19 protein-coding genes and 1 pseudogene are annotated in these 24,870 nt (G+C 75.5%); 8 read left to right on the top strand and 12 right to left on the bottom strand.

Annotation, left to right across the window (positions count from 1 at the left end):
• Window positions 1-323: 323 nt before the first annotated feature.
• Window positions 324-653, bottom strand: coding sequence for a hypothetical protein (locus ACFWOG_RS05110; RefSeq protein ID WP_380354949.1), 330 nt, complete (start codon window positions 651-653; stop codon window positions 324-326).
• Between the two features lie 226 nt (window positions 654-879).
• Here ACFWOG_RS05110 and ACFWOG_RS05105 point away from each other — a divergent pair, with 226 nt between their 5' ends.
• The 6 genes from ACFWOG_RS05105 to ACFWOG_RS05080 all read left to right on the top strand — a co-directional run bounded on the left by ACFWOG_RS05105 (window position 880) and on the right by ACFWOG_RS05080 (window position 4,895).
• The gene (locus ACFWOG_RS05105; protein ID WP_380354947.1) at window positions 880-1,218 is read left to right on the top strand and encodes a hypothetical protein; all 339 of its coding nucleotides are present in this window, start codon (window positions 880-882) and stop codon (window positions 1,216-1,218) included.
• A gap of 483 nt (window positions 1,219-1,701) precedes the next feature.
• A complete protein-coding gene (locus ACFWOG_RS05100; RefSeq protein WP_329880103.1) occupies window positions 1,702-2,085 on the top strand; it encodes a hypothetical protein in 384 nt (127 codons plus the stop codon).
• Window positions 2,082-3,326 carry a hypothetical protein gene (locus ACFWOG_RS05095; protein WP_380354944.1) on the top strand — a complete coding sequence of 415 codons (1,245 nt, stop codon included), beginning with the start codon at window positions 2,082-2,084 and terminating at the stop codon, window positions 3,324-3,326. The genes ACFWOG_RS05100 and ACFWOG_RS05095 overlap by 4 nt, the downstream gene beginning before the upstream one ends.
• An 82-nt stretch (window positions 3,327-3,408) precedes the next feature.
• Window positions 3,409-3,816, top strand: coding sequence for a roadblock/LC7 domain-containing protein (locus ACFWOG_RS05090; protein ID WP_329950986.1), 408 nt, complete (start codon window positions 3,409-3,411; stop codon window positions 3,814-3,816).
• Between the two features lie 143 nt (window positions 3,817-3,959).
• Window positions 3,960-4,334 carry a hypothetical protein gene (locus ACFWOG_RS05085; RefSeq protein WP_329880100.1) on the top strand — a complete coding sequence of 125 codons (375 nt, stop codon included), beginning with the start codon at window positions 3,960-3,962 and terminating at the stop codon, window positions 4,332-4,334.
• Between the two features lie 153 nt (window positions 4,335-4,487).
• Complete coding sequence (locus ACFWOG_RS05080) at window positions 4,488-4,895, top strand: VOC family protein (RefSeq protein ID WP_380354942.1); 408 nt, start codon at window positions 4,488-4,490, stop codon at window positions 4,893-4,895.
• Window positions 4,896-5,013: 118 nt separating this feature from the next.
• Here ACFWOG_RS05080 and ACFWOG_RS05075 read toward each other — a convergent pair whose 3' ends face one another.
• The 10 genes and pseudogenes from ACFWOG_RS05075 to ACFWOG_RS05030 all read right to left on the bottom strand — a co-directional run bounded on the left by ACFWOG_RS05075 (window position 5,014) and on the right by ACFWOG_RS05030 (window position 18,995).
• Window positions 5,014-5,421 (bottom strand): DUF6188 family protein, encoded by a 408-nt coding sequence (locus ACFWOG_RS05075; RefSeq protein ID WP_329950987.1) that lies wholly within the window; start codon window positions 5,419-5,421, stop codon window positions 5,014-5,016.
• Window positions 5,422-5,545: 124 nt separating this feature from the next.
• A complete protein-coding gene (locus tag ACFWOG_RS05070) occupies window positions 5,546-6,667 on the bottom strand; it encodes an NUDIX domain-containing protein (RefSeq protein WP_380354940.1) in 1,122 nt (373 codons plus the stop codon).
• 132 nt (window positions 6,668-6,799) lie between these two features.
• The gene (locus ACFWOG_RS05065; protein ID WP_380354937.1) at window positions 6,800-7,147 is read right to left on the bottom strand and encodes a hypothetical protein; all 348 of its coding nucleotides are present in this window, start codon (window positions 7,145-7,147) and stop codon (window positions 6,800-6,802) included.
• A gap of 91 nt (window positions 7,148-7,238) precedes the next feature.
• Window positions 7,239-8,225 carry an SGNH/GDSL hydrolase family protein gene (locus ACFWOG_RS05060; RefSeq protein WP_380354935.1) on the bottom strand — a complete coding sequence of 329 codons (987 nt, stop codon included), beginning with the start codon at window positions 8,223-8,225 and terminating at the stop codon, window positions 7,239-7,241.
• A 147-nt stretch (window positions 8,226-8,372) separates the two neighbouring features.
• Complete coding sequence (locus tag ACFWOG_RS05055) at window positions 8,373-9,569, bottom strand: glycosyltransferase (protein ID WP_380354933.1); 1,197 nt, start codon at window positions 9,567-9,569, stop codon at window positions 8,373-8,375.
• Window positions 9,570-9,829: 260 nt separating this feature from the next.
• Window positions 9,830-10,984, bottom strand: a pseudogene (locus ACFWOG_RS05050) (glycosyltransferase family 4 protein); the annotation flags it as partial.
• 123 nt (window positions 10,985-11,107) lie between these two features.
• Window positions 11,108-11,299 (bottom strand): DUF1508 domain-containing protein, encoded by a 192-nt coding sequence (locus tag ACFWOG_RS05045; protein WP_329880092.1) that lies wholly within the window; start codon window positions 11,297-11,299, stop codon window positions 11,108-11,110.
• A gap of 237 nt (window positions 11,300-11,536) precedes the next feature.
• Window positions 11,537-11,872, bottom strand: a complete 336-nt coding sequence (locus ACFWOG_RS05040) for a hypothetical protein (protein WP_355405082.1) — start codon at window positions 11,870-11,872, stop codon at window positions 11,537-11,539.
• The gene (locus tag ACFWOG_RS05035) at window positions 11,869-13,503 is read right to left on the bottom strand and encodes a CATRA conflict system CASPASE/TPR repeat-associated protein (protein ID WP_380354930.1); all 1,635 of its coding nucleotides are present in this window, start codon (window positions 13,501-13,503) and stop codon (window positions 11,869-11,871) included. The genes ACFWOG_RS05040 and ACFWOG_RS05035 overlap by 4 nt, the downstream gene beginning before the upstream one ends.
• Window positions 13,500-18,995 carry a hypothetical protein gene (locus ACFWOG_RS05030; protein ID WP_380354927.1) on the bottom strand — a complete coding sequence of 1,832 codons (5,496 nt, stop codon included), beginning with the start codon at window positions 18,993-18,995 and terminating at the stop codon, window positions 13,500-13,502. Before ACFWOG_RS05030 ends, ACFWOG_RS05035 begins: the two co-directional genes overlap by 4 nt.
• 264 nt (window positions 18,996-19,259) lie before the next feature.
• On the opposite strand from ACFWOG_RS05030, the gene ACFWOG_RS05025 reads away from it, so the two are divergent.
• The gene (locus ACFWOG_RS05025) at window positions 19,260-20,948 is read left to right on the top strand and encodes an FAD-dependent monooxygenase (RefSeq protein ID WP_380354924.1); all 1,689 of its coding nucleotides are present in this window, start codon (window positions 19,260-19,262) and stop codon (window positions 20,946-20,948) included.
• A 293-nt stretch (window positions 20,949-21,241) separates the two neighbouring features.
• Complete coding sequence (locus tag ACFWOG_RS05020; protein WP_380354919.1) at window positions 21,242-23,350, top strand: ATP-binding cassette domain-containing protein; 2,109 nt, start codon at window positions 21,242-21,244, stop codon at window positions 23,348-23,350.
• A 95-nt stretch (window positions 23,351-23,445) separates the two neighbouring features.
• Here the strand turns inward: ACFWOG_RS05020 and ACFWOG_RS05015 are convergent, their stop codons facing one another.
• Entirely contained in the window at window positions 23,446-24,540 is a 1,095-nt protein-coding gene (locus ACFWOG_RS05015) for a DUF5677 domain-containing protein (RefSeq protein WP_380354916.1), read from the bottom strand.
• Window positions 24,541-24,870: the final 330 nt, after the last annotated feature.

Here is a 24,870-nt window from a genome sequence, read left to right as displayed (position 1 = left end):
GCTGCCGATCACGTCGTCGGGTGCGGCGCCGGGCCCACAGGCCCGCGGATCCGGTCTGTCGCGCGCGCCCGGGCGGAGCGCCCGCCCGCCGGGAGCCGTCACCGGCGCGAGTCCGGCCGTCCCGGGCGGAGTGCGCACAGCGGGAACCCTCCCCCGACACACCCGGAGGCGGTCGCCGCGTGGCCGCCACGGAGAGGGCCACCGCGTGGCCGGTCGAGTGGTCGTCGCCCTTCGATCGTACGCCCACCGACGTCCGCTGCCCACCGCGTCGGCGGCCCAACGGACGGGCGGAGCGCGGCACTTCCCCCTTCGATCGGGCCGGATCAGGCTGCGACCACCCTGCTGCCGCCGAGCCGGGCGTACACCTCCGGCCGGTGGGCCCGCCTCCTCGGTGCGAGGCCGACGCCGATCAGGAGGGCCATCGGGCCGATCGACACCAGGGGCCGGTTCACCTCGGGTGAGGTGAGCCGGCAGGCGAGCCGCGCGGCCGGCCGGCTGGTGACGATCAGGACCCGCTGCGCGTCCGTAGCCCGGCCGCCGACGTCATCCGTCATGGCGGTGGAGAACACCCCGGCCGGGTCGTCGGTGGCGGCGGCCACCACTAAGGAGTCGCCGAACGCCCCGCCCCTGGTCGGCACGGCGAGGGCGAGCACCAGCAGGGAGCGGACGATCCCGGCCCGAGGTCTGCCGAGTGGAAGCCCGGCAGCCGGACCACCGCGCCGCCGAGCAGTGCCCGGCGGTGGTGGTGCCGGTGGCGGTGGGCGTGGCCGTCGCCCCCCAGGGCAGTAGGGCGCCGCCGGCCAGGTCGACAGTCTCGGTCCGTCCGTCGCGCCCGCGCCGGACGACCACGTCGCCGGCCGGGCGGAGATTGTCGCCCTGGTGCGCGCCGACCTCGTCCGCACCATCGGCGAGCAGTGCGTCCGGCACCGGCCGTGGGAGGACGCGCTGCGCACCCCTGCGCGCGCCTGCCGTGACACCTTCGCCGAGCACCCCGGGATCATCCGTCTGCCGGCCGCGGCCCCGTCCGCCGAACCGTTCACGCACGAGCTGTACGAGCGCGCCGTCCCGACGCCGAGGGCCCCTGCCGTTCGATTTCTGACCAGGCGTGATGTCCTGCTAGTGTTCAACCCGTCGAGAGGAAACGATCTTCGCGAAGCGAAGAGCGGCCTCCCGAGCAGGCGTCAGTGGTGCTACCGGAGCACGTCCTACTTTCAGTAGGGAGAGTCCGTTCAACCCGGGCCTGGCGCTCCATCCGAAGCGGTCGTCCCCTCTCCGAGGGGGCGGCCGCTTCGTCGTTGTGCGGATCGGTCCTATCGCACGGCCCGGCCGAAACCCGTCGGCGGCGGTGACAACCCGCCAAGGTCGCGCTCCAGGTGGATCGGCGGCCCTTCGCGAGCGCACTCTCCCGGTCTGCGACTTTGCGGTGACCTGCGGGCTGACGGTCCGTCAAAGGTTGGCCGAAAGTCGGCCCCAATGGTGTGAATATGCCATTGGAATGTTCGTCGTACAGATTCCGGCAGTAGCCTTCCGTGTCGAACCCGCCACTGGTCGTGGCGGTCCGGCCGGTGCCGCGCGGCCCGGAGGTGCGTGCGCCCGGCTGCCCGGAACCCTCCCCGACACCCTCCGGCCTGCGAAGCCACCTCGGCGGGGCCGTCCCGGACCCCTCCCCGAAGCCTCCCCGAACCCTCCGAAGGAGCCCGAGTGCCGGGTATCGACGAATGCCTGACCGAGGCGATGGCGATCGCAGGAGCCCGCGCCGCCAGTCTCGTCGACTGGAGCAGCGGCCTCGCACTGGGCAGCGTCGGCGTCAGCCCCACCGGCGACCATGATACGTCGGCTGCGGAGGCAACCGACCTGGTACGAGCGGCTGTTGAGAGCCCGACCTTCACCGGCTCGGAGGACTCGAAGGCGCCGCTCCAGGACATTATCGTGACCGCCGGCCGCAGTTACCACCTGCTGTGCTTCATCGACACCGTCTTCGACAGCCGGTTGGTCCTGCACCTCTGGCTGGACCGCAGCGAGGGCAATCTCGCCGGCGCCCGCTACCGTCTCCAGTCGCTCGCCGAGGAACTGGTGCTCGGATGACGAACTTCCGGACGAGTGACCTGGCTACGGCGGGCGGGACGGTCGTCGGCTTTCGGCCACCCGCCGGGCGGCCGACGGTTCCGGCCGAGGCCGTCGCCCTCGGCTCCGTCCCCGCGGCCCGTACCGCCTCCTCCGGCCCCGGCCCCGCTCCCTCCTCCGGCCCCGCACCGGCGCCCGGTCCCGGCCCTGCCGCGGTGCCCGCTCCCGGCGCCGCACCGGTGTCCGCTCCCGGCGCCGCACCCCTTCCCGTGCACCCCGGCTGGACGCCCGGCGCGGTTGTCGAACGGCTGGCCGCCGAGCACGCCACCGGTGCCCTGCGCGGGCCCGCGGGCACCGTCTACCTCGTCGACGGCCTGGTCACCCACGCCGAGTCCGACCGGACACCCGACCTCGCCACCCTGCTCACCGCCTGCGGCCGGCTCACCCCCGCCACCTGGCAGGAGGAGGTCCGTCGGTCCGGCCCGTATGCCGGGGTCGGCGAGGCCCTGGTCGAACAGGGCCGGCTCACCCGCGGCGAGTTGGAGCTCTGTCACCTCGGCGCCCTCTACGACGCGGCCTGCTTCCTCCTGGACGCCCCGGCCGCCCTCGCCTTCCGGACCTTCGCACCGGGTGTGCGGCACTGGCTCGGCCCCGTGGCGGCCGTGGGCGTCCCCCGGCTCCGCCGGGAGGCCGAACGCCGGCGGATCCTGCTGGACCGCATCTGGCCGTGGCCCCAGCTCGACACCGCGCCGGTCCGTCCGGCCGCACGGCTCCCCGCCGCCCCCGGCCGCCACGCGCGCCGGATCCGCCCGCCGAGCCGCTACCAGCGCGACCTGCTCGACCACGCGGACGGCCGAAGAACCCCGGCGGAGCTGGCGCGGCTGCTCGGCCGCTCGGCGTTCGCCACCACGGTGGACGTCCGCCGGCTGGCCGCCGCAGGACTGCTGCTCGGGCCCGGGGCCGAGTCCGAGCCCGGCTCCGGTGCCGGTGTCGCTGCCGGCTCCGACCCCGGGGTCGGGAGCGGGGCCGGGTCGGGGAGCGGGGACGCCCCGGGGGAACCGTCCGCGTCCGGCGGTCTGCACCGGCGGGTACCCGGTGCGGCGCTGGCCGCGCTGGCCCCGGCCGCCTACGCGGCGTCCGTCGCTGCCGCCTCCGCCGCCTCCGCCCGACCTTCGACCCCGGCAGCCCACCCGCTGACCGCCCCCGATCCGGACATCGCGTTGCTGATCCGGGTCAGAACCCTTCTGGAGGCCCGACTTTGAACCACTCTCCGCCCGCGACCCCGCCCTCACGGCCATGAGGCGGGCGCTCAAGCAGCGTGTCGGAAGGAGACAACTGATCGCCTTGGAGACCGAACTGCTCGCCGAACTCCGCGCCCTCAGGCATCGGGTACCACACCTCGCGGGCGGTCTGGTGGCCGGTGTCGACGGCCAGCTCGTCGCGCACGACACCCACGGGACCGAGCCGTCGAGCCTGGCGGCGATGACCGCCGCCTCGCTCGGCCTGGCCCAGCGGCTCGCCGACAGCACCGGCCAGGGCGACTTCCGGGAGTCACTCGTCCGGGGCGAGCACGGCTACGTCGCCACGTACGCGGCCGGCGGAAGCTGCGTCCTCACGCTCCTCGCCCACCCGGACGCGAACGTGGGCCGGTTGCACCTGGAGGCCCGCCGTTCCGCCCAGCGCATCGCCGCGCTCCTCGACGACACCCTCGCGCCCAAGGAGGTGCGGGAGTCCAGGGAAGCGGCCTTCTGACCGGCGGCACGCAGCACCGGACACCCGACGACCCGACCACCTTCTCGACCTGCTCCTCCCTCACGACCGCTCCACCTTCTCGACCTGCTCCACCCTCTTGACCTGTCCGACCTGAAACCCCACCACCGAACCGGAGAACCGACATGACGGACGCCGCAGGCGCGCTCAAGCAGGCCCTCACCGTGATCGAAGGCGCCATCGGCGCCGCCCTCGTCGACTACAACAGCGGGATGGCCCTGGCCACCCTCGACGGAGCCGGTGGCATCGACCTCAACGTCGCGGCCGCAGGGAACACGGACGTGGTCCGGGCGAAGATGCGCACCATGGACATGCTGGGCCTGAAGGACGGGATCGAGGACATCCTCATCACGCTCAGCAGCCAGTACCACCTGATCCGCCCGCTCACCGGCCGCAGCGGCAACGGGCTCTTCCTCTACCTGGCCCTGGACAAGGGCCGGGCCAACCTGGCGATGGCCCGCCACCAGCTGACGAAGATCGAGGCGGACCTGGAGGTCTGACCGGCCTCCGACCGCTCAGGCCTCTGTACGGGCGACGGACCCCGCGACGCGCGGCGCGGGGTCCGGGCCGGGTGTCGGTGCCGTCTGCAAGGCTGAGGTTCGTTCAGCAGAACGGCCGTCGAGACGGACGTCGTGACGAGAAAGGCCCGTGCAATGTCGACCAAGATCTTCGTCAACCTCCCCGTGAAGGACCTCGCCAGGTCCATCGAGTTCTTCACGTCGATGGACTACGCCTTCAACCCGAAGTTCACCGACGAGAAGGCCGGTTGTCTGGTCATCAGCGACTCCATCTTCGCGATGCTGCTGACCGAGCCGTTCTTCAAGTCCTTCTCCGAGAAGGAGATCCCGGACACCTCCGCGACCGCCCAGACGATCCTGGCGCTCGGTGTCGACAGCCGCGCCGAGGTCGACGCGCTGGTGGACAAGGCGGTCGCCGCGGGAGCCGTGGAGCCGCGTGAGGCCACCGAACAGGGTGGGTTCATGTACGGGCGCACCTTCGCCGACCTCGACGGGCACCTCTGGGAGGTGATCTGGATGGACCCGGCCATCGCCCAGGACTGACGGGTCGACCGTTCACCCCGGACGGCCGTTCCGGGCCGAGGGCCACTCCGGGAAGGCCGCCCGGTCGGCTGCCTCGGGACAGCAGGTGCCGGGCGTGCTCGGGCCTGCCCGGGCGGGCTCAGCCGGTCCTGCCGTCCTCCGACCACGCGACCTCGCCGCCGGGCAGACCGGTGCAGACCGCGCCCTCGGGCGTGAACACGCGCCAGGGCGCGAGCAGGGCGTGCGGCGGGACGGACAGCGTGCCGACCCCGTCGAAGACCAGCTCCAGCCCTCCGGCCATGGTCACGCGGGCCCCGTCGACGGTCCGGCCCACCAGGCCGAGCAGCGCGCCGGTGGGATGGACGGTGAGTTCCGGGTAGAAGTGCTCCACCTCCGACGGCGCGGAGAAGCGGAACTCGTGCGCCACCCGGACGGTCACCGGACCGTCGAGGGTGAGGTCGAGCCGTCCGCCGCCGCTGACCGACGCCACCCGGCGGCCGGCCAGGGCGTCCTCGATCGTCTGCCGTGCTCCGATCCCGTTCTGCATGCGACCAGTGTGGACCGGCGGGCCGCCACCTGTCTCGCCGCTCGTCCCGTCGGTCGGCCGGGCCGCCACCCGGCCCGTCACCCCGGTGCGCCGGCCGTCCGGCCGCTTCCGCGTGCCCCGGCGCTCAGTGCGCCGGTCGGCCGCCGACCAGCTCGGCCGGTCCGCCCGGCCGCCCGCGGGCGGCCAGCGCGGCCGAGGTCCTGGCCCACGACGAGGCCGACAGCAGCGCCCGCGCCTCGGCCGGATCGCAGAGCCGCCACTCGACCAGCTCGTCCTCGGCCAGGGCGATCGAGGCCAGCCGCTCCTCGGTCACCGTGCCACCGTCGAAGACGTACACCAGCACGGCGGTGTCCCGGGTGCTCGCCGGGTCCGCGTCCCGGCCGGGGAGCCAGTCCACGGCCAGCAGCCGGCCCGGCTCGCACGCCCACCCCAGCTCCTCGCGGACCTCCCGGCGGGCCGCGGCGCGCGGCAGTTCCCGGTCCGCCTCGACGCCGCCGCCCGGCAGCACCCAGTACGGCACCTTGCCTTTCGGGCCGTCCCACGGCCGCAGCCGCACCAGCAGGACCCGGCCCGCCCGGTCCGTGAACACCGTCCGCGCCTTGGCCCGGATCCGTGGCCGGGTGGCGATGTAGGCCTCCCGGTCCAGCGGGGGCGCGACGAGCCCGGGGGCCCTCGCCGCGACGCCCGGCGATTCCGCTCCCTCCAGCCGCAGTCCTGCCAGTCCCGTGTACGCGGGCGGCGGTCCCGCCGCCAGGTGGTCGAGGGTGTGCCCGGCCGGAAGGCTGTCCTCCAGCTCCAGCGGCGCGGCCGAGCGCGGCGCCCGCAGGCACGCCGTCACCCGCCGGGAGAGCCGGGGTGGCAGCGCGTGGCCCGCCTCCTCGGGGGTCAGCCACGCCCAGCCGCCGACCTCGGCCCGGTCCGGCCTGATCGCCGCCGCCTGTTCCGGCGTCAGCGGGTCGGCCCAGTAGAGGTGGGCGGCGATCGGCGGACGGGAGTGGTCGAGCGTCCAGTCGAGGCAGGCCAGCGGCCCGAGGCGGGGCGTGAACCCCAGCTCCTCCGCGATCTCCCGGGCTGCCGTGTCGCGCGGCGAACGGTCCTGCGGCTCCCAGCCCCCGCCGGGTACGGCCACCGGGTGCTCCCGGTCGTACGGCAGCCGGACCACCAGCACCCGCCCCCGCCGGTCGGGGAACAACACCCCGGCCGCCGCCAACAACTCGCGCCCCGCATGCCCCGTACGCTCCGTCAACGTTCCGCTCCCTCCGCCGTCCTCCCTACCCTGACACCCCGACCGCCCCCGACGGTTCCCCGGGTCCGGAGGAGCGGCCGGAGCCGGTCCGTCGACGACCGGCCGGGCAGCTGGCCGATCCGGGTTGCTCGGCTAGTCCCAGTCGTCCGCCCCGCCCAGCAGCTCGATCAGGGTCAGGCCCGGGTCGTCGGCCTCGGCGGACCAGCGGTCGTACGCGGTCTCCCAGAGCGGGGCCAGCTGCAGCATCCACGGGAGCCGGTAGCGGTGGACGAAGGGGGCCCGGTCCGGGTGGTGCACGATGATGCGCCTGCTCAGCAGGCTGCTCCGGTGCCGGACGCCGGTGCGGGCGTCGAGCAGGGTGGACCTGTCACCGATCTGCAGCAGGTGCCGGCCGTCGACCTCGCGGAGCGAGGCGGGCTGCCGGCCGAGTCGGCCGGACCAGCGAAGCTTCCCGGGACCGGTGGAATCCACACCTGACAACGGGTCACCCCATTCGCGGAGGCGGGCGTGACCTCGGTCGGCCGCGTCCTGGTGCACCACATGGTGGCCCGGCCCCGACCGCAGCACAAGATCAATTGCCGGACGGGAGGCGGCCCCCGCCGTCCTGTTCGGAGCCGGCCGCCCGCCCGAGGGAGGTGACGGGCGGGAGGGAGGTGAGGGCGGCGGTCGTGGCGCGGGTCATCAGCTCGTCCTGACGGCAGGTGGTGCCCCGGAGGCGGGCGGAGCCCTCGACGGCGGCCAGCGCCAGCAGGCCCGGGAGCAGGTCCGTGCTGCGGTCCACGACCCAGCGGGTGCCCCGGGTGGCCATCCACCAGAGGTCGGCCAGCGTGCCCGGCGGCGGTTCGACCGGCTCCGGGACGGGGGCCGGACCGAGCGGGCGCCCGGCGTCCGCGAGCAGGCCGTGGAAGCCCCGGGCGATCAGGTGGTGGCCCTCGGCACTCGGGTGCAGCCGGTCGACGCTGAGCAACTGCCGCTCGGCGCTCCAGGGCAGGTCGGCGATGTGCAGGTGGACGCTCCCGTGGCGGACGGAGAGGGCGTGCACCACCGCGTTCACCGCCCGCATCCGCCGGGCCAGCGGCCGGGCGAGCGGAGGCGGCAGCCGCAGCAGCGTGCCCGGGTCGGGCAGGCAGGCGGTGAGCACCTGCGCGCCGCCGTCCGTGAGCCGGCCGAGGACGGCGTCGAGCGCCCGCGCGGTCCGTGCGACGTCGAAGCCGGACCGCAGGGTGTCGTTGCCGCCGGCGACCACGGCCGCCAGCTGCGGACGCAGCGCCAGGGCCGTCGGCAGCTGCTCGGCCGTCAGGTCGGTGGTGAGTGCGCCGCTCCGTGCGAGGTTGGTGAACTCGACACCCGTGTGCGGCGGGGCCAGTGACCGGGCGAGCAGCGCCGCCCAGCCGCGCCATCCGTCGGCGATCGGGTCGCCGATCCCTTCGGTGAGTGAATCCCCGAGTGCCACGAACCGGACCGGTTCGCCGGTCCGTCGTGCACTCGCCCGTGTCGCCCCGTGAGCGGCACCCGGAACGGTGCCGTCTCCCTCGTCCACCGCCGCGATCGTGTTCATCGCACCTCCCACACCTTCCCGGGCCCTCCGGCCCGGCCGTTCCGTCCTGCGCATGCGCATGCGCGTTCGCCGGAGCGGGAGGACGGGGGCCGCCCTCCTGCTCCGCGCCGGTCCTGCGGCTCCCTGCCTGCGGCCCGTGGGCTTCCGCTATCCCGCGTCGTGGGTCCCCGGTGCGCCGGATGCGCCGGATGCATGTGGTGCGCCCGGTGTGCCGGATGCACCGTGAGCGGCCAGGAAGGCGGCCACGGCGGCGGGCCAGCCGTACCGCTCGGCCTGGGCGCGGGCGGCGGCGCGCCGGGCCGCTTCGGGGCGCGCGAGGAGGTCGTGCACTCCGTCGGCGTACCCGGCGCCCGTGGGTTCGGCGGCCACCCCGGCCGGGCCGACCAGCTCCGGCAGGGCGGAGCAGCGGTTGACGACCACCGGCGTGCCGCAGGCCAGCGCCTCCATCGCCGCCAGCCCGAAGGTCTCCACCGGCCCGGGGGCGATGACCACGTCCGCACAGCCGAGCAGGCGGGCGACCGCGTCGCGCCCGGCGAGGTGCCCGAGGAAGTGCACGGGCAGCCGGTCACGGGCGGCCCGGGCGGCCAGCCGCGACCTGAGCGGTCCGGCGCCGGCCACCGCGAGGACGGCGGGCAGGCCACGCGCGCGCAGCTCGGCGAGGGCGTCGAGCGCGTGCTCGGGACGCTTCTCGGGGGAGAGCCGCGAACAGAGCACCAGCAGCACCTCGCCAGGTGTCGCGTACCGGGCCCGTTCCTCGGCCCGTTCGTCGGCGCCCGGCGGGCACAGGGCGGCGAGGTCCACGCCGAGCGGCGCGCGGGCCACGTTCCGGACGCCGAGGCGGCGGAACTCGGCGGCGGCCCAGTCCGTCGTGCAGATCACCGTGTCGTACGACCCGGCGGTGCGGCCGTTGAGCCGGTCGGCCGCCGCGCCGGCGACCGGGCCGGGCAGGCCCCAGGTGCGCAGCAGTCCGGCGGCACTCTCGTGCGAGACCATCGCCGATCGGACGCCGTGCCGTCGCGCCCAGGAGCCCGTCCAGCGCAGGGTGGTCCGGTCGGAGACCTCCAGCCGGTCGGGTGCGAGCCGTTCCAGTTCGGTGGCGACCGCGCGCCGGTCGGTGAGCAGGCGGTAGCCGCCGCTGCCGGGCAGGACCCGCCCGGGGAGGGTGACGACCAGTCCCTGTTCGCCCTCCTCCGTGGCTCGCCGCTCGCCGGGGACGACCAGCACCGGTGCGTGCCCGGCGGCCCGGTAGCCCGCGCCGAGGTGGCGCAGTGCGGTCCGCAGCCCGCCGGAGACGGGGGTGACGAAGTTCGCCACCCGGACGATGCGCAGCGGTCCGGCGGTCATGCCGTCAGCTCCTCCGTGACCGGAGTGCCGGCCGCGTCCCGGGTGGCGTGCGCGCGGGTTCCCGCGGCGCTCCCGGCGGCGTCGGCGGTCTCCTGGACGGCGTGCAGGCCGTTCCGGCCGGTGGTGTCCGCCCGGGGTGCAGCGGCCTGCACGCTCCCCGGCACCGGCACCGGCACCGGAACCGGCACGGCTACCGGTAGGGGCACGGCTGCGGGCACCGGCACCGGCACGGCTACCGGCTCCGGCGTGGATGCCGTCGCCGCCGTCGCCCCGTGGTGCTCCGCCAGCACCTCCGCGTAGTGCCGCAGCAGCATGTCCCCGACCGCCTCCCAGGTGCGGGCGGTCACCTCGGCCCGCCCCGCCCGGCCGTACGCGGCCCGTAGCTCGGCGTCCTCGGCGAGGGCGGTCACCGCCCGGGCGACCGCCGCGCCGTCCCGGGGCGGGACGAGCAGGCCGGTGCGGTGGTGCGCGACGAGGTCCAGCGGTCCACCGGCGGCCGGGCCGACCACCGGGACCCCGCTGGCCATCGCTTCCTGGATGGTCTGGCAGAAGGTCTCCAGCGGCCCGGTGTGCACGAACACGTCCAGCGTGGCGAAGCAGCGGGCCAGCTCCTCCCCGGTGCGCCGGCCGAGGAACACCGCACCGGGCATGGCGGCCTTCAGCCCCGGCGCGGACGGTCCGTCGCCGATGATCACGACCCGTACCCCCGGCAGGGCCGAGGTCCGGGCCAGCAGGTCGACCCGCTTCTCCGGCGCGAGCCGCCCGACGTACCCGACCAGGACCTCGCCGCCGGGGGCGAGCGCCCGGTGCAGGGCCTCGTCGCGGTGGCGCGGGTGGAAGCGGGCCGAGTCGACGCCGCGCGGCCAGAGCTGGACCCGGGCGACGCCGTGCGCGGTGAGGTCCTGCGCGGCGGGGGTGGACGGCGCGAGCGTCCGGGAGGCGAGGCCGTGGACGGAGCGGATCCGGTGCCAGGCGGCGGCCTCGCCGAGTCCGCGCCCGGCCCGGTAGGCGTGCGCGTACCCGGCCAGGTCGGTCTGGTAGACGGCGACGACCGGCAGGCCGAGCCGGGTGGCGACCTGTGCGCCGCGCGCGCCGAGCACGAACGGGCTGGCCAGGTGCACCAGGTCCGGCCGGTGACCCCGGATCGCGGCGGCCAGCCGGCGGCTGGGCAGTGCGATCCGGACCTGGGGGTAGCCGGGAAGGGGGACGGACGGGACCCGCACCACGGGGAGGTCGGCCATGGCCGGACCGGCACCGAAGGTGTGTGACGGGCTCTGCGCGCCGCGTGCGGGCGCCGGAGTGACGACGAGCGGCTGGTGGCCCCGGCGGAGCAGGTGCTCGGCGGTCCGCAGCACGCTGTGGGCGACGCCGTTGACCTCGGGGGGAAAGGATTCGGTGACGATGACGACACGCATGCCTGAGTTCTGTCCGGGTCCGGCGTGCACGTGGCCAAAGGGATCTGTCGTACAAACGAACGCGGGTCGGCGATTTGTCCCGCCGACCCGCGTCCCCGCCCGCCGAGGGGCCTACCGGGGCGCTCAGGCCGGCCGGGCGGCCGCCTCCTTCAGCTCCGCGTAGGGAGCGAGCTTCCGGAGGGACTCGATGCTCTTGATGCAGTCGTCCCGGTTCTCCTGCGGGTCGCCCGTCACCACGACGGTGCCGTTGCTCGCCTTGAGCCGGAACCGGTGCATGCCGCTCTCGTCCGTGTACAGCTCGAACTTTCCTGCCATGGCAGTGCTCACCTCTCGTCTGGAAGCCCCCTCGAACCGCACCGTAGGCTCAAAAGCCTTCTGCTGCTTGCCAGATGATGCATTCGGGTTTCCGCCGAACGGGTCACGGGCGGCCCCTGTCGACCGGCGCGCCGATCCGGCGGCACGGTGGCGGCGGAGTGCCTCGTACCGGCCGGCGACGGTCGCGGCGGCCTCGTGAACGCGGGGCCGGCGGGAGCGGGGCGGGGGCGGCCGGGGTCAGGCGGCCGGGGGCGGGGGAGCGGGGTTGTCCGGGGTGGTGTCGTTGACGAGGATGCGGTCGATGCGTTCGGCGCTGTCGGCGGAGATCGGGCGGAGGTCGTTGACCTCCTGGACGGCCATCTCCGGAGCCTTGGTGCGCAGGGCGTTGAGGAGGCGGCCGACGGTCACGCGGTCGCCGGCGGCGACGGCCGCCTCGACCTCCGCGAGGAGGCCGTCGACCTCGGCCCAGGCGCGGAGCTGCCAGAGGCGTACGAGGTCGAGCAACTCCTCGGCTTCCTCGGCCAGTTCTGGTCCGATGCGGGTGGCGAGCGGGGTGGGAGGGTTGGCCGTCATGGGCCGAGAGTAGAGGAACCGGGCGGCCGTGACGACCGGCCGCGTCGGCGCAGGAGTTCGGCGGCCGTGGCGCAGAGCGCGGCGCCGAGGGCGACGGCGAGGCTGCGGCCCGGGCTGACGGCGGCGTGCAGGAGGGCGCCGCCGAGGCCCTCGGCGCACCAGGCGAGGGTGCCGGCCGTGACGGCGAGTGCCACGACGGAGTAGCGGGTCCGCCGGGGGACTCCCGGTGGGGTGGTGAGGGAGAGCCGGAGGGCGAGGGCGGCCAGCAGGGCGATGACGGCGGGCTTGAGGCGGCCCGGCAGCGGGACGGCGTACTGGAGCGACTGGACGGCGGCGAGGAGCATGAGGAGGGAGCCGACGATCGCGGTGTTCCGCCGGGTGACCTGCTCGAACCGGCGGGACTCCCGCTCGGACCGCAGCCGGAGCTGTTCGGCCACGGCGGTCTCGGCGGCGGCGACGATCAGTTGGGTGCGCTCCTCCACGGAGGCGAGCCAGGCGGCGCCGTCCTGGGCGCGGTGGGCGAGGCGGGCGGCGGTCGCGAGGTCGGCCCCGAAGCCGTAGTCGGTGGTGTCCTGCCCCGGTGTGTGCCGGGCGCCGAGGGCTACCCGGAGGTTGTGGGCGACGATCTCGGCGTCGCGGGCGTCCTGGGCGAGCCTGGTCCGCAGTGTGACCAGGCTGAGCAGCTCGGTCCGGGTGCGGACGAGCAGGCGGCGGCCGTGCGGGACGAGGTCGTCGGTGGACGGCCCGTCGAGCAGGGCGTGCAGGGCGGCGATGGCGCGTTCGAGGTCGGCGGCGACGGTGTCGGCCCGGGTTTGCCGGGTGTCGAGCGCGGTGGTGAGGCGGCGGAGACCGGCCGCGTGCAGGAGGTACCGGGCGAGCGGGGTGAGTGCGGCCGTGCCGTCGCTCCAGGTCCAGCCGTCGAGTTCGGCCTCCTGGCCCGGGGCGCAGAGGACGGCGAGCACGCGTGGCGCGGAGACGGTACCGCGGGGCGGGGGTTCGAACACCGGCAGCGGGCCGGGGGCGACGGCGAGGGCCGTCGGCGGGGTGCCGGGCAGGGCGGCGAGGACGGCGTCGTGGAGGGCGCCTGCGGCGGCCGCTGCGGACGGCGAAGGGGTGGTGGCCGGCGGAGGCGCGGTCGGCGGGCCGGCGAGGGGGGTGACGGCGGTGAGGACGACGGCCTGCCCGAGTTCGGCGGGGTGGTCGCCCGGGACGGCCCGGCGCCACTGCTCGTACAGCGCCGTCCAGTCGCCGTGGGGCGGGGAGAGGGTGACGGCCAGGCAGAGCCGGTCGCGGTAGCGGCGGAGCAGCATCTGATGCAGGCCCGGTGTGCCGGGCCGGGCCGGGGCGAGGCACAGCACGCCGTCGGCGGCCGGGAGGTCGGCGGGTGGGACGGCGGGTGGGACGCCCGGTCGGACGGCCGGTGTGCCGGTCGGTCCGGCGGTCAGGGGCCAGTGCCGGACGGCGTCGGCCCACAGCTCGGCCATCCGGGCCAGCCCCGGGGCGTCGGCGGGGGTGAAGACGTACCCGATCAGGCACTGCTGGTCCAGGGCGGCGGAGGGGGTGCCGGGCGGGCCGGACGGCTGTGGTGCGGGGCCGGGGCGGCCGTTCGGCGCGGTGCCCGCATTCGTCATCGGTCCCCCTCGACGCCGCCGGCGGCTCCGCTGCCTGTCTCGCCTTCGACCTCGGCCAGTGCGGCGAACCGTGGGTCCGACGCGGCCAGCGCGCGCAGGTCGGACCGGATGACGGCGGCGGCTTCCGGGGGGAGTGTGCGGAAGGCGTCGGTGAAGGCGGCTGCCCAGGTGTCGGGCGCCCACACGCCGGCCAGGATCCCTCCCATGGCGGCGAAGAGCAGGGCGACGCCGCCGTAGAACTCGTCGTCCGCCGTGTGGTGGGCGATCATGGCGAGCGCGAAGGCCGGCCGGCCGTCCACGGCGCCGAGCAGCGACTCGCGGCTGAGATCGATCAGGCCGCCGGGATCGGCGAGTTCCGCGGCTGCGCGTCGCCGCCACCCCGGGTCGGGGCCGGGGTGTTCCGTACGCTCCAGTGCGATCAGGCACCAGGCGATGACGAGGCCCGGCTCCGCGAGCCAGAAGTTCGGCTCCTCGGGGAGCAGGGTGTCGGCGACTCCGACGAGGAACGGGCCGTCCTCCTCCATGATCGCGAACTGCTCGGCGGGGGGCGCGGTCAGGAACCGCTCGATCCGCGCCCGGACGGCGTCCGCCGCGCTCTCGGCCACGCCGTAGGTGCGGGCCAGCCACCGGAGCCCGCGCAGTACCGGGATCGGCAGCGGGGCGACGCCGGGTGCGAGGGGGCGGGCCATGACGTCCGGCAGGTCGGCGACGACCTCGTCGAGTTCCGGGCCCAGCAGCTCAGGATGTCGGGTGAGGATGTCGTGCTGAGCCTCCAGGGTGGGCTGGAGCAGCCAGACTTCGAGGAGGGAGACCTGGTCGAGGTCGACGGGTTCGGTGATGCCGGGCGGCGGCGGTTCGCCGGAGAGTTCGAGCCAGCGCCGGTCGAACTCCTCCGGGTCGTCGACTCGCAACTGCTGCGCCGCCAGCAGGAGTTCCAGGGTGAGCTGGTCGGTGAGCCCGGGTGCGGCGAAGGCTTCCACGAGGTAGGCGACGCAGGCGGCGGTGTCCCAGCCCTCCTGACGGAACCGGGCCGTGAAGGCGAACGGCGACGGCTGCGCGGCCAGGCGTTCCCAGACGACCGCCGCCTCGGCACCTCGGCCGAGCGCGTCGAGGTCGGCGGCGAGCCGGCCCGCCACGGCGTGGGTGCGCTGGGTGGTGTCGTCGAAGGAGTCGGCCCGGACCAGCCCGAGCAGCAGCTCGAACGCCTGGCCGCGCAGGTCGACGGCCTCTTCCCGCGGGACCCGGCGGGCGCGGGAGTCGAGGGCCGCGGCGAGCTGGTCGGCGTACCGGTCGGGCTCGGCTGCCCGGGCGGTACGGAGACGTTCCAGCGTCTCGGTCTCCAGGCCCTCGGCCCGTTCGGCGTCGCCGGGCCGGGTCTCCTGCCACTCGGCCGCCAGCAGGCGGAGCAGACGGGCCAGGTCCAACCGGGCCTCGCAGAGGTCGGCGACGGCGTCGGGTTCCCGCTCGGCCCAGCTCCGCAGCACCTCGACGGCCTCCTCCGTGCAGGAGACGGCCCGGACCAGCATCGTGTGCCGCCGGGCGGTGTCCTCGGCTCCGTCGCCGCGCGGACGGCCGTCCTCCAGCACCTCGCCGACGTGGCGCAGGGCCTTGACGAAGACGGCCGGGTCCGGGTCGCCCTCGCCGGTGTACCGGCGCCGGGCGGTCTCCAGGACGAGGTCCAGACGGGGCAGGGCGTCCTCCGGCCTCCCCAGGGTCAGACAGACCGCCAGGTAGCTGCCGGCCCCGGTCAGCCAGTCCGAGGTGAAGCGCACCGGATCCGCTCCGACCAGGGTGTCCAGCAGGTCCATGGCCTCGTCGGCGAGTGCCAGGGGGACGAGGTGGAGCCCCTCGGTGCGCGTCGACGCCGCGGTGGAGGTCCCGGAGTGGATGGCGTACCCGCCGGCGAGATTGAACAGCGCGACCGTCAGGATCACCGCCGCGCCCGGCTGGTCCGGGGCGAGCGGGCGCAGCCGTCCGACGGCGCTGGTGGCCACGGTGATCGCCTCGCGGGCGGAGCCGTCGAGGGCGTAGGCCTCGGCGAGGTTGGCCTCGGCCTTGGCCAGCAGGAGGACGTTCGCCCCCCCGTCGCGGTGGGGCACGTCGAGCAGCTCGACCGCCTCCCGCCCGGCCTCGACGGCCCGCCGGGCGTCACCGCGCGCGCACCTGACGCCGGCCAGGACGCCGAGGGTGTCACCCATCGGCCACCGGACGCGTTCCGGCGTCGTGCGGGCCATGGCCCGCCAGCCCGCGACGGCCCGGGTCAGTGCCGTCTCCGCCTCGGCGAACCGGCCGAGCCGGTACAGGACGGTCGCGGCCTGGTTCAGCACGACGGTGGTCTGTGGGTCGGGGGCCTCCACGTCGTCGTCCAGGAGTTCGCCGGCCCCGTGGGGCTCGGGGGCGCCGGTCGGCGTTTCGGAGGTCGCCGGGGGCACGGTCGCCGGGTCGTCCGACGGCCGGCCTCCGAGCCGGGTCAGCTCCAGGACCTCCCGCAGCGCGCTCAGGGCGTTCTCCGGTGTGCCACAGGACTGTTCCACCGCGATCTTGGCGGCGAGGGCGATCAGCCGCAGGTCGGCCGCGGACCGGTGCAGGGTGAGCCGGAGCGCCTTCTCGGCCGGCTCGCGGCCCTGCGGGGGGTCGATGGTCGTCCACAGGTCCGCCTCCTTGGCGAGGACCCGGGCGAGGTCGCTCCCCGCGGCCGACAGTCCGAGTTCGGCCACGACGAACTCGAAGTGGTCGCGGGCCTCCTGGATGAGCGCGAGGTAGGCGGTGGGGGCGCCGCCGCCGATGAGGACACCGGACGCGGCGTTCTCCAGTGTCTCGGCGAGCGCTCCGCGGACTCCCGGGTACGGGTCCGACGCCGCGACGGCCCGCCAGCTGCCGATCGCGAGGTCGTACATCGCCGCGGCGCGGTCCCCGAAGCCGTGGTCGAGCAGTTGCTCCGCCACCGTGCCGGCGGTGACGGCCAGGCTGATCAGGTTCTCGGTGATCTCACCGAGCGCGGCGATCCCGGCCACGCCGTCCTCGCCGGCCCGGGCCGCGTGGTCGCTGAGCCGCAGCCAGAGGTAGCGGGCCTCGATCAGCGACCGACCGTCCGCCATCCGGTCGCGGGCCTCGGCGAACAGCGCGTCGAACACCTCCTGCGCGGCGGTGTCGAAGGGGGCCGCCCGGGTCGGGCTGAACGGCGGGTGCAGCAGGTCGACGACGCTCTGGTGGGCGATGCGGTAGACGGCGGGGCCGACCCCTCCCGCAGGATCGTCCAGGACGTCCTGGGTGACGTGGCGGCCGAGGGCGCCGAGGAGCCAGTCGGCGTCCTCGGTCCGGTAGCGGTCGTCGGGGGCCAGCAGCTCGCGCCGGCGGGCCATCGCGCTCGCCACGCTCAGCCACTCGGCCTCGGGGAAGCCGGCGCCCAGGGCCCAGGTGAGTGCGGTGAGCAGGATCCGGGCGTGGGCGGGCGGGTCGGCGGCGAGAGCCTCGCGGGTGGGGGCGGCGACGTCGGCGAGGTCGCGTCGGACGGCCTCCTCCAGGCTGCCGCTGAGCCGGTCCAGCCAGTCCGGCCGGGCCGCCGTGCGGTCACCGGCGCTGTCCGCGTCGGTCGCGTCGCCCGGCGCGCGGCCGGAGGGGACGGTACCGGTGAGTCGCGCGGCCAGCTGGTCGGTGATGACGCGGGCGAGCAGGAACACGCCCGTACGGTCGGCCGGTACGGAGGCGAGGACGTGGTCGGCGACCCGGTCGGCGTCGGCGACCGACAGCGGGCCGTCCGGTCCTGCCGCGCCGCCCGGCCCGGCGGCCGGGTGTCCGGGCAGTCCGGTGAGCCGGCGCCGGACGTAGCCCCGGACGGCCTCCTCCGCCCCGGCGAGGTACTCCTCGGCCGCCAGGTCCAGGGCGGGCGGGCGCGCGCCGCAGAGGAGGCGCAGCAGATCCTCGCCGGGCCCGTCGTCCCGGGGCAGGTCGCGGGTCGACACGACGACGGTGGCGGTCTCGGCGAGCGGGAGGACGAGCCGCTCGGCGATGTCGAACGCGTCGCGGCGCCAGGTGTCGTTGGCGGTCCGGGTCCGCCTCGTCCGGGCCTCGTCGAGGCCGTCGAAGACGATCACCGGGCAACCGGCACCGCTCCCGTCGTTCCCGTCGTCGCGCGGCCTCCTCGTGGTGCGGGCGGCCTGGACCGCGGCGACCAGGGCCGTGCAGGTGCGGGGCTCCCCGTCGTCGGCGGCGTCGATGATCCCGGCGCCGATCAGCTGGTCGTCCAGCTCGGCGGCGAGGTCCTCGGCCGAACGCCCACGGGCGTGCACGTTGGCGTGCACCGAGCCGGCTCCGGGGTCGGCATGGCCGGGGTCCTGGTCCCCGGCGAGCACCCGGTCCCGTTCCGCGGGGTCGGACAGGCTGACGACGCGTCCGACGATCGCCGACTTCCCCGTGCCGGCGGGGCCGGTGACGACATGCAGCCCGGGCACTCCCGACCGGACCCGGCCGACCACCAGCTCCACCTCCGTCCGCCGTCCGCTGAACAGCAACTGGGCGGGGAGGACGCCGGAGCCGCGCGCCGCCTCCAGCAGGTGCTGGACCACCTGAGGGCCGGTGCCGGGCCGGTACAGGGGATTGGGGAACATCTCGATCCACTCGGTCCGGTCGCGGTGGCGCATGTCGGGCCGTTGCAGGTTGGGGCGGAACACCGGTCGTTGGGCGGAGTACGGCCCCACGTCCTGCGACCAGCCGTCCATCAGCTCGTCGACGACGTCCTGCGCGGACACCATGGGCTGGCCGGCGAGCCAGGGGGCCCGGCCGCGGCGCGCTTCGGCCGGACCCTTCTCCAGGACCCGTCGCAGGTGGTGGGTCATCAGGGCGTCCGCGGCACGCTGTCCGGTGTCGGCGCCGGCGAGCAGCCCGATCCAGAGGAAGTCCCGTGCGCCTTCGGCCTCGTCGACCGCGTTGGCGATCCGGTCGGCGACCTCCTCCAGCCCGGTGACGGCCCCGGCGAAGCAGCAGTTGACCACCAGCAGGAGCTGCCGGGCGCCGGCGGCGGCCGCCCACGCGACCAGACTCCGGGCCTCGACCGCCGGGTCCCACCCGGAGGCGGTGACGGCGGTGTCGGCCGTCGCCAGCAGCAGCCGGTCACCGGCCAGGTCACCGTGGCCGCTCCACAGGACGAACAGGTAGGACGACCGGGCCGGGCCCGGGATCTTGTGCGGCGGCAGCGCCGGGCCGGCGAGCAGCTCGGCGATGTCCCGGGAGGTCGGGTCGGTGCGCAGGGTGGTCGAGAAGGTGTGGCCGGTACGGGCCGCGGGCCCCTGCCACACCTTGCGGAGCGCGGCGGCGAGGCGGGTCACGTCCCGGACCGGCGAGGGCAGGTCCGGCAGTCCCTCCCGGTACGCGGCCACACCGATGCCGACGAAGTGCGTACTGGTGGTGTGCCGCCCCGCGGTCGGTGGGCCGGGCTCGGGGGGCCCGGCTGCCGTGCCGTCGTCCGTCGCCGGGTCCGACTGCGTGTGGTCCATGCTTCCCCCTGGTAGCCGGTCCGCGGTCACGATTCTGGCAGGAGCGGCGCACGCCGGGTCCGGCTGTGGTGGTTTCGTGACACGACGGAAACCCTCCGCGGTCCCGGACCGGCCGGGCCCGCCGGGGGCGCCCGGGGCCGGCCGGGCCGGTGGGCCGCCGGCGGGGGCCGGACGGCCGCGGCGCCGGGCCGAGTGGCGCGTCGGCGTGCGGGCGGGGCAGCCTGGAACCACGGACGGGTGTGCTCCCGGCACCGAGGAGTGGTCATGGGTGACACCGAGGTACTGGTCGTGGGGGCGGGGCCGGTCGGACTGACGGCCGCCGCGGAGCTTCGCCGCCGCGGCGTCGAGTGCCGGATCGTCGACCGTCTGCCCGCCCCGCAGCCGTACGCCAAGGCGGTCGGCATCCAGCCCCGCACCCTGGAGGTCTGGGACGCCATGGGGCTGGTCCGCGAGGTCCTCGACGAAGCCGTGCCGATGCGGGGCCAGTTGATTTTCGTGAACGGCGATCCCGGCCCGCGGATCGACCTCGACCTGCCCGCCGACGTGCCGTACCGCTTCGCCGCGCTCCCGCAGTACACCACGGAGCGGCTGCTCACCGACCACCTCGCCGGCTACGGGACGGCCGTCGAGCGCGGCACCGAACTGCTGGACCTGGAGCAGCGCGACGACCACGTCCGCGTCTCGCTCGCCACGCCGGACGGGCCGCGGGAGGCGGCCGCGCGGTACGTCGTCGGCTGCGACGGCGCGCACAGCCGGGTGCGCCGTGCGGCCGGGATCGCCTTCGAGGGCGACGCCTTCCCCGAGCAGTACATGCTGGGCGACGTCGAGGTCGACTGGGACCTCCCCGACGGCTACGGCGTGCGCGCCACCCACCTGGACGCCGACGGGGTCGCCGACGACCTGCTGGTCTGCATACCGCTGCCGGGCCGACGGCGGTACCGGATGTCGATGCTCGTCCCGCCCGAGCTGGCCTCCGCGCCGTCCGGGGAGGTCGCTCACGGTCTCGAACGCGGCCGCGCACCGGAGTTGCGGCACATCCAGGCCGTGCTCGACCGGTTGTCGCCGCAGCCCACCACGGCCACCGCGCTGCGCTGGTCGTCGGTCTTCCGGATCAGCCACCGGCTGGCCGACCGCTACCGGGAGGGCCGGCTCCTCCTCGCCGGCGACGCGGCCCACATCCACCCGCCCACCGGTGCCCAGGGCATGAACACCGGGGTCCAGGACGCGTACAACCTGGCCTGGAAGCTCGCCCTCGCGGTCCGGGGGATCGCCGCCGACGGACTGCTCGACAGCTACCACGCGGAACGCCACGCGGTGGGCGAGGAGGTCGTCGGACGCACGGTGCGCCACGCCCGGGCGGGCTTCGACGCCGACCCGGACGACCTGACCACCCTGCTGCTCCGGGAGGCCCAACTGCTGGTCGGCTACCGCGGCGGACCGCTGACCCCGCCCGGCGGCGGGGCCGGGGACCCCGGCGGCGGCCACGGCCCCCTCGCCGGTGACCGGGCGCCGGACTGCGGCGGGCTGGAGCGGCCGCTGACCGCCTTCCCGCAGCGCCTGTTCGACCTGCTGCGCAGCCCCCGGCACGCCCTGCTGCTGTACGCCGACGCGGGAACACCGGCGGAACGACTCCACGGGACCGCGGCCGCCGCGCGTTCGGCGGCCCACGGCCTCCTCGACGTCCACGTGGTCCTGGCCGCCGGGGCGGACTCCCGGCCGGACGGTCTGCGACTCCCGTACGTCCGGGACGTCGCCGGGGCGTTCCGGGCGGCCTACGCCCCGGGCGACGGCGCACGCGACGGCGCGGACGCGGGGACGGGCGCGGGAGCGGCCTTCCTGATCCGCCCGGACGGCTACCTGGCCGCGCGCCTGCCCGCCGGTGATCCGGGCGGCCCCGCCGCCGAACTCCGTCGCGCCTTCGCGGCCCCGGGCGCGACGGGAAGCACCGCCTGACGCGTGGGAGCCCGGTGCCGCGGGCGTCCGTCTCCCGTGGCCGCGGCACCGGTGGGGCGCGGGGCTTGATCGCCACCAACTCGCCGATGCCGACACGGACTTCGCCGGATCGAGTGAGTGCCGTCGGGACACGCCGAGGAGCCCGGTGGACCGCTGCCAGGATCGGGGACCGCACCGGCGAGACCCCACCCGTCCGCAGCCGAGCCGCCCGGCTTGGCTGCCGCTCCCGCGCGCCCACCGGCAGCGGGAAGGGGGTCGCCCGTGCCGCACCGGCAGACGACCCAGGGAGCAACGTGACGCAGTCCCACGCGCAACATGACCGGCCCGACCGCGACCGGCCCGAGGACGGTCCGACCGAGGACGGTCCGACCGACGGTGACCTGCCCGAGGACGGCCTGACCGAGGACGGTCTGACCGACCGGCAGGACGGCGGGGAGCCGGAGCACTCCGAGGAGTTCCGCGCCCGCTTCTACGGCGACAACCGGCTCAAGGCCGGCGCGTCGATCTCCACCCTCGCCATGGTGCGGCGTCTGCCGCACCTGGTCCGCAGGGCGCTCTCCCTCGCGTGGCGGGCGGACCGCTCCGCCACCGTGCTGCTGCTCGTCTGCCAGGCCCTGTCCGGTGTGTTCGGCGCCCTCGCCCTCTACTTCACCACCGGCACCCTCGACGCGTTGCTCGTCCCCGGGCCCGTCACCGACCACCTCCGCGACGCCGCCCCCTCCCTCACCGTCCTCACCGCCTCCGTCGCGCTGCGCGCCGTCCTCGCCATCGCCGTCACCAGCCTCTCCGGGCGGGTGTCGCCCCGGATCAACCGCGAGGCCGACCTCGCACTGATCGAGGCCGGCTGCGCCGCCGAGCTCGCCGCCTACGACGAACCCGCCTACGCGGAGAGCTGGGAGGCCGCCGACCGGGGCGCCGCCACCACGCCCGACCTGCTCTCCAACGCCCAGGACGTGATCGCCTCCGCCGTGAGCCTGCTCGCCGCGGCCGGCGTCCTCGCCACCCTCCACCCGTGGCTGGTCCCGTTCCTGTTGCTCGGTTCGGTGCCGACCGGCGTCGCCGCCGTGCGGACCGCCCGCATCCACTACCTCGCCTCCGTCGGCACCAACGAGGAGCGGGCGGCGCTGCGGGTCTACCGCTGGTTCCTCATCGACAAGGGCCGTGCCGACCAGGTCAGGTCGGACCAGGTCACGCCGTTCATGCTCGACAAGTACCGGCAGACCGAGGACCGGATCGCCGTGGCCACCGACCGGGCCGTCCGCCGGGCCACCCGGGTCTCCCTGTACGCGGCGTTCGGCACCGGCGCGGGCGCCGCGCTGGTCTGGGGCACCCTGCTCTACCTGGTCGCCTCCGACCGGATCGGGCTGGCCGCCGCCGGTTCCGCCACCTTCGCGCTGCGCACCGCCGGCGGCGGCATCCAGGGCGTGGTCGGCAACGGTGCCCGCCTCTACCGGATGGGCCTCTACCTGGACGACTACTTCCGTTTCCTCGACGAGGCCGGTGGCCACCGCATCCGGCGGGGCACCGTCGTCCCCGGTGCGCCGGCCACGGTCGCCGTCACCGACCTCAGCTACGCCTACCCCGGCGAGCAGCAGGATCCGGCGCTGCGGGGCGTCAGCCTGACGCTGCGTCGCGACGAGATCGTCGCGGTGATCGGTCAGAACGGCAGCGGGAAGTCCACGCTCCTCAAGCTGATCTCCGGTCTCTACCTCCCGCAGGGCGGCCGGATCACCTGGGACGGCGTGCCGATCGAGGAGCTCGACGCCGACGGCCTGTGGCGCCGGGTGGCGCGCGTCCCGCAGGAGTTCGCCCGCTGGCCGCTGAACGCCACCGAGAACATCCACCTCGGACACGTCGGTGACGCCGAGCGCACCGAGGACCCGGACCGGGCCGGCCGGGCCGACCTGGCCGGCCGTTCCCGGGCGGTCGGCGACACCACCCTGGCGGAGGTCCGGCGGGCCGCCGGGCACACCGGCTTCGACGAGACCGTCGCCCGGCTGCGGTCCGGTTGGCACACCCTGCTCGCCCAGGGCTGGATGGGCGGCGCCGAACTGTCCGGCGGCGGCTGGCAGCGTGCGGCCGTGGCGCGCGCCTTCTACCGCACCACCCTCAACCCCGGTCTGCTGATCCTCGACGAGCCGACCTCCGACCTCGACCCGCGCGCCGAACACCGCATCCTGCACGCCCTGCGCGGCTTCGCACCCGGTCGGATCATCCTTCTGGTGACCCACAACATCGCCAACGCCCGCCTCGCCGACCGCGTCGTCGTCATGGACCAGGGCCTCGTCGTCCAGACCGGGACCTGGGACGAACTCGCCGCCCGGCCCGGCGGGCTCTTCCGTGAACTCCTCGACCTCCAGCGGGACCGGTCCGTCCCGGCCCAGCGCTCCGACGCCCCCTGACCCGCGACGGGGGCCGGCCGGTCACCCCGGCCGGCCCCCGACGCGGTTCGGAACACTGCCCGGCCTCGCAGTCCGGGACGCGGCCGGGACGCGCCCTATCCGAACGCGTCGGCCGGCTCGTGCGGCCTCGTCCGCTGCTTGGCGAGGTTCCGTGCCGTGGCGCGGCGCTCGGCGACGTCGGCGGCGTCGAACAGCTGCGCCGCGTGGTCGATGAGGATCTCGATCCCGTCCAGCCGACCGGTGTTGCCCACGCAGAGCAGGTCCGGCGAAGGTGCCGGCGGCGCGTAGAGGGCGAACACCGCGGTGCACCGGAACAGGGAGTCCATGGCCCAGCAGGCCGGCCCGTCCAGTCCGGACGTCGTGGTCCTGGCCACCGGCCGCACGCCCTCGGCCAGGTCGACCACGGTGAACGCGGCGCTCCTGGCGTCGGACTGGACGAAGTGCCCGGACCAGCGGTGGAGGGGGTGCAGGGGGTGGATCTCGGCCAGCCGGTACAGGGCGTTCTGGTTGACGCCCGCCTCCATCCCCGGCAGCCCGATCGCCCAGCCGTAGGGAAAGGCGTAGTGCTCACCGAACTGGTGCACGAGCTCGTCGCGGGTCGCCTCGATCCTGGCGATGGTGTCGGTGGAGAGCGACTCCCAGCCGAGCTTCTCGTAGTGCTCCTGGTAGAGCCGCGCGTCGCCGGCGTTGTGGACGATGTCGTGCAGGAGGAAGCGTTCGGAGAGGTCGGTGTAGGCGGGGACCCGGCCGAACTCGGCCAGGACCTGCGCGATCACGGACACTTCGTGCAGGCCCCGCCAGCGGGCGAAGGCCGTGTCGACGAATCCGCCGTCGAGGTCGTCGTGCACGTCCCTGGCCAGTTGGACGGCCCGCGCCTGCAACCGGGAGAGCGCCTCGAACCCGGCGTCCTGCCGGGCGGCCGCCTCTGCGGAGCACTTCGCGTGGAGGTCGCCCTGCAGGTCGAGGACCGCCGCGAGGACGAGACGGTAGGCGTCCAACGCCGGTCCCCAGTGCCGCCGGACGGTCCGGCGGAGCCGGCGATCCGCGCGGTCCTCGGCGAGCAGCCTCTCCGGACCGCGGGCGAGGAAGCGGCGGGCGAAGGAGACGGCCTCGTCCTCCTCGGCGGGGTCCGCCGGGGCGGGGCCGGCCGACGAGGTGCCGGCGGTGCGGGTGTTTCCAGGAGCAGTCACGTGAGCGTAGCTCTCTCGGGTGATCGGGCATGGCGGGATCGACGGCGCTTCAGCGACCGTGGTCCCGATGCCGTAGAGGAATCTGATCCGGTTCGGGGCTCTCCGACCGGCTCGACGCGTTGTGCACGACGGCATCCTTTCGCAGATGACGCTGCCGGGTGAACCGTTCCCGGGCGTCCTTTCCGGCGCGGTGCGGCGTGGTGCGGCGTGGTGACGCATCCGGGTGGAGGCCGGGCCGGGTCCGCCGACGGGCGCCCGGCCCGCGGGCACCGCCCCGCTTGCCGCTCCGCTTGCCGTCCGGGTTGCCGCCCCGCTTGCCGTTCGGGGGTG

Source organism: Kitasatospora sp. NPDC058406, from assembly GCF_042722765.1.
In the GTDB taxonomy this organism is placed as follows: Bacteria; Actinomycetota; Actinomycetes; order Streptomycetales; family Streptomycetaceae; genus Kitasatospora.
The sequence above is the reverse complement of the archived record's forward strand: the minus strand, read 5'-3'. Positions and strand labels throughout refer to the sequence as shown.

Excerpts from the sequence above, each read along its gene's own strand:
- ACFWOG_RS05030 (WP_380354927.1), bottom strand. The coding sequence starts at position 18,995 with ATGGACCACACGCAGTCGGACCCGGCGACGGACGACGGCACGGCAGCC.
- ACFWOG_RS05095 (WP_380354944.1), top strand. The coding sequence starts at position 2,082 with ATGACGAACTTCCGGACGAGTGACCTGGCTACGGCGGGCGGGACGGTC.
- ACFWOG_RS05080 (WP_380354942.1), top strand. The coding sequence starts at position 4,488 with ATGTCGACCAAGATCTTCGTCAACCTCCCCGTGAAGGACCTCGCCAGG.
- ACFWOG_RS05040 (WP_355405082.1), bottom strand. The coding sequence starts at position 11,872 with ATGACGGCCAACCCTCCCACCCCGCTCGCCACCCGCATCGGACCAGAA.
- ACFWOG_RS05045 (WP_329880092.1), bottom strand. The coding sequence starts at position 11,299 with ATGGCAGGAAAGTTCGAGCTGTACACGGACGAGAGCGGCATGCACCGG.
- ACFWOG_RS05060 (WP_380354935.1), bottom strand. The coding sequence starts at position 8,225 with ATGAACACGATCGCGGCGGTGGACGAGGGAGACGGCACCGTTCCGGGT.
- ACFWOG_RS05025 (WP_380354924.1), top strand. The coding sequence starts at position 19,260 with ATGGGTGACACCGAGGTACTGGTCGTGGGGGCGGGGCCGGTCGGACTG.
- ACFWOG_RS05075 (WP_329950987.1), bottom strand. The coding sequence starts at position 5,421 with ATGCAGAACGGGATCGGAGCACGGCAGACGATCGAGGACGCCCTGGCC.
- ACFWOG_RS05035 (WP_380354930.1), bottom strand. The coding sequence starts at position 13,503 with ATGACGAATGCGGGCACCGCGCCGAACGGCCGCCCCGGCCCCGCACCA.
- ACFWOG_RS05055 (WP_380354933.1), bottom strand. The coding sequence starts at position 9,569 with ATGACCGCCGGACCGCTGCGCATCGTCCGGGTGGCGAACTTCGTCACC.
- ACFWOG_RS05085 (WP_329880100.1), top strand. The coding sequence starts at position 3,960 with ATGACGGACGCCGCAGGCGCGCTCAAGCAGGCCCTCACCGTGATCGAA.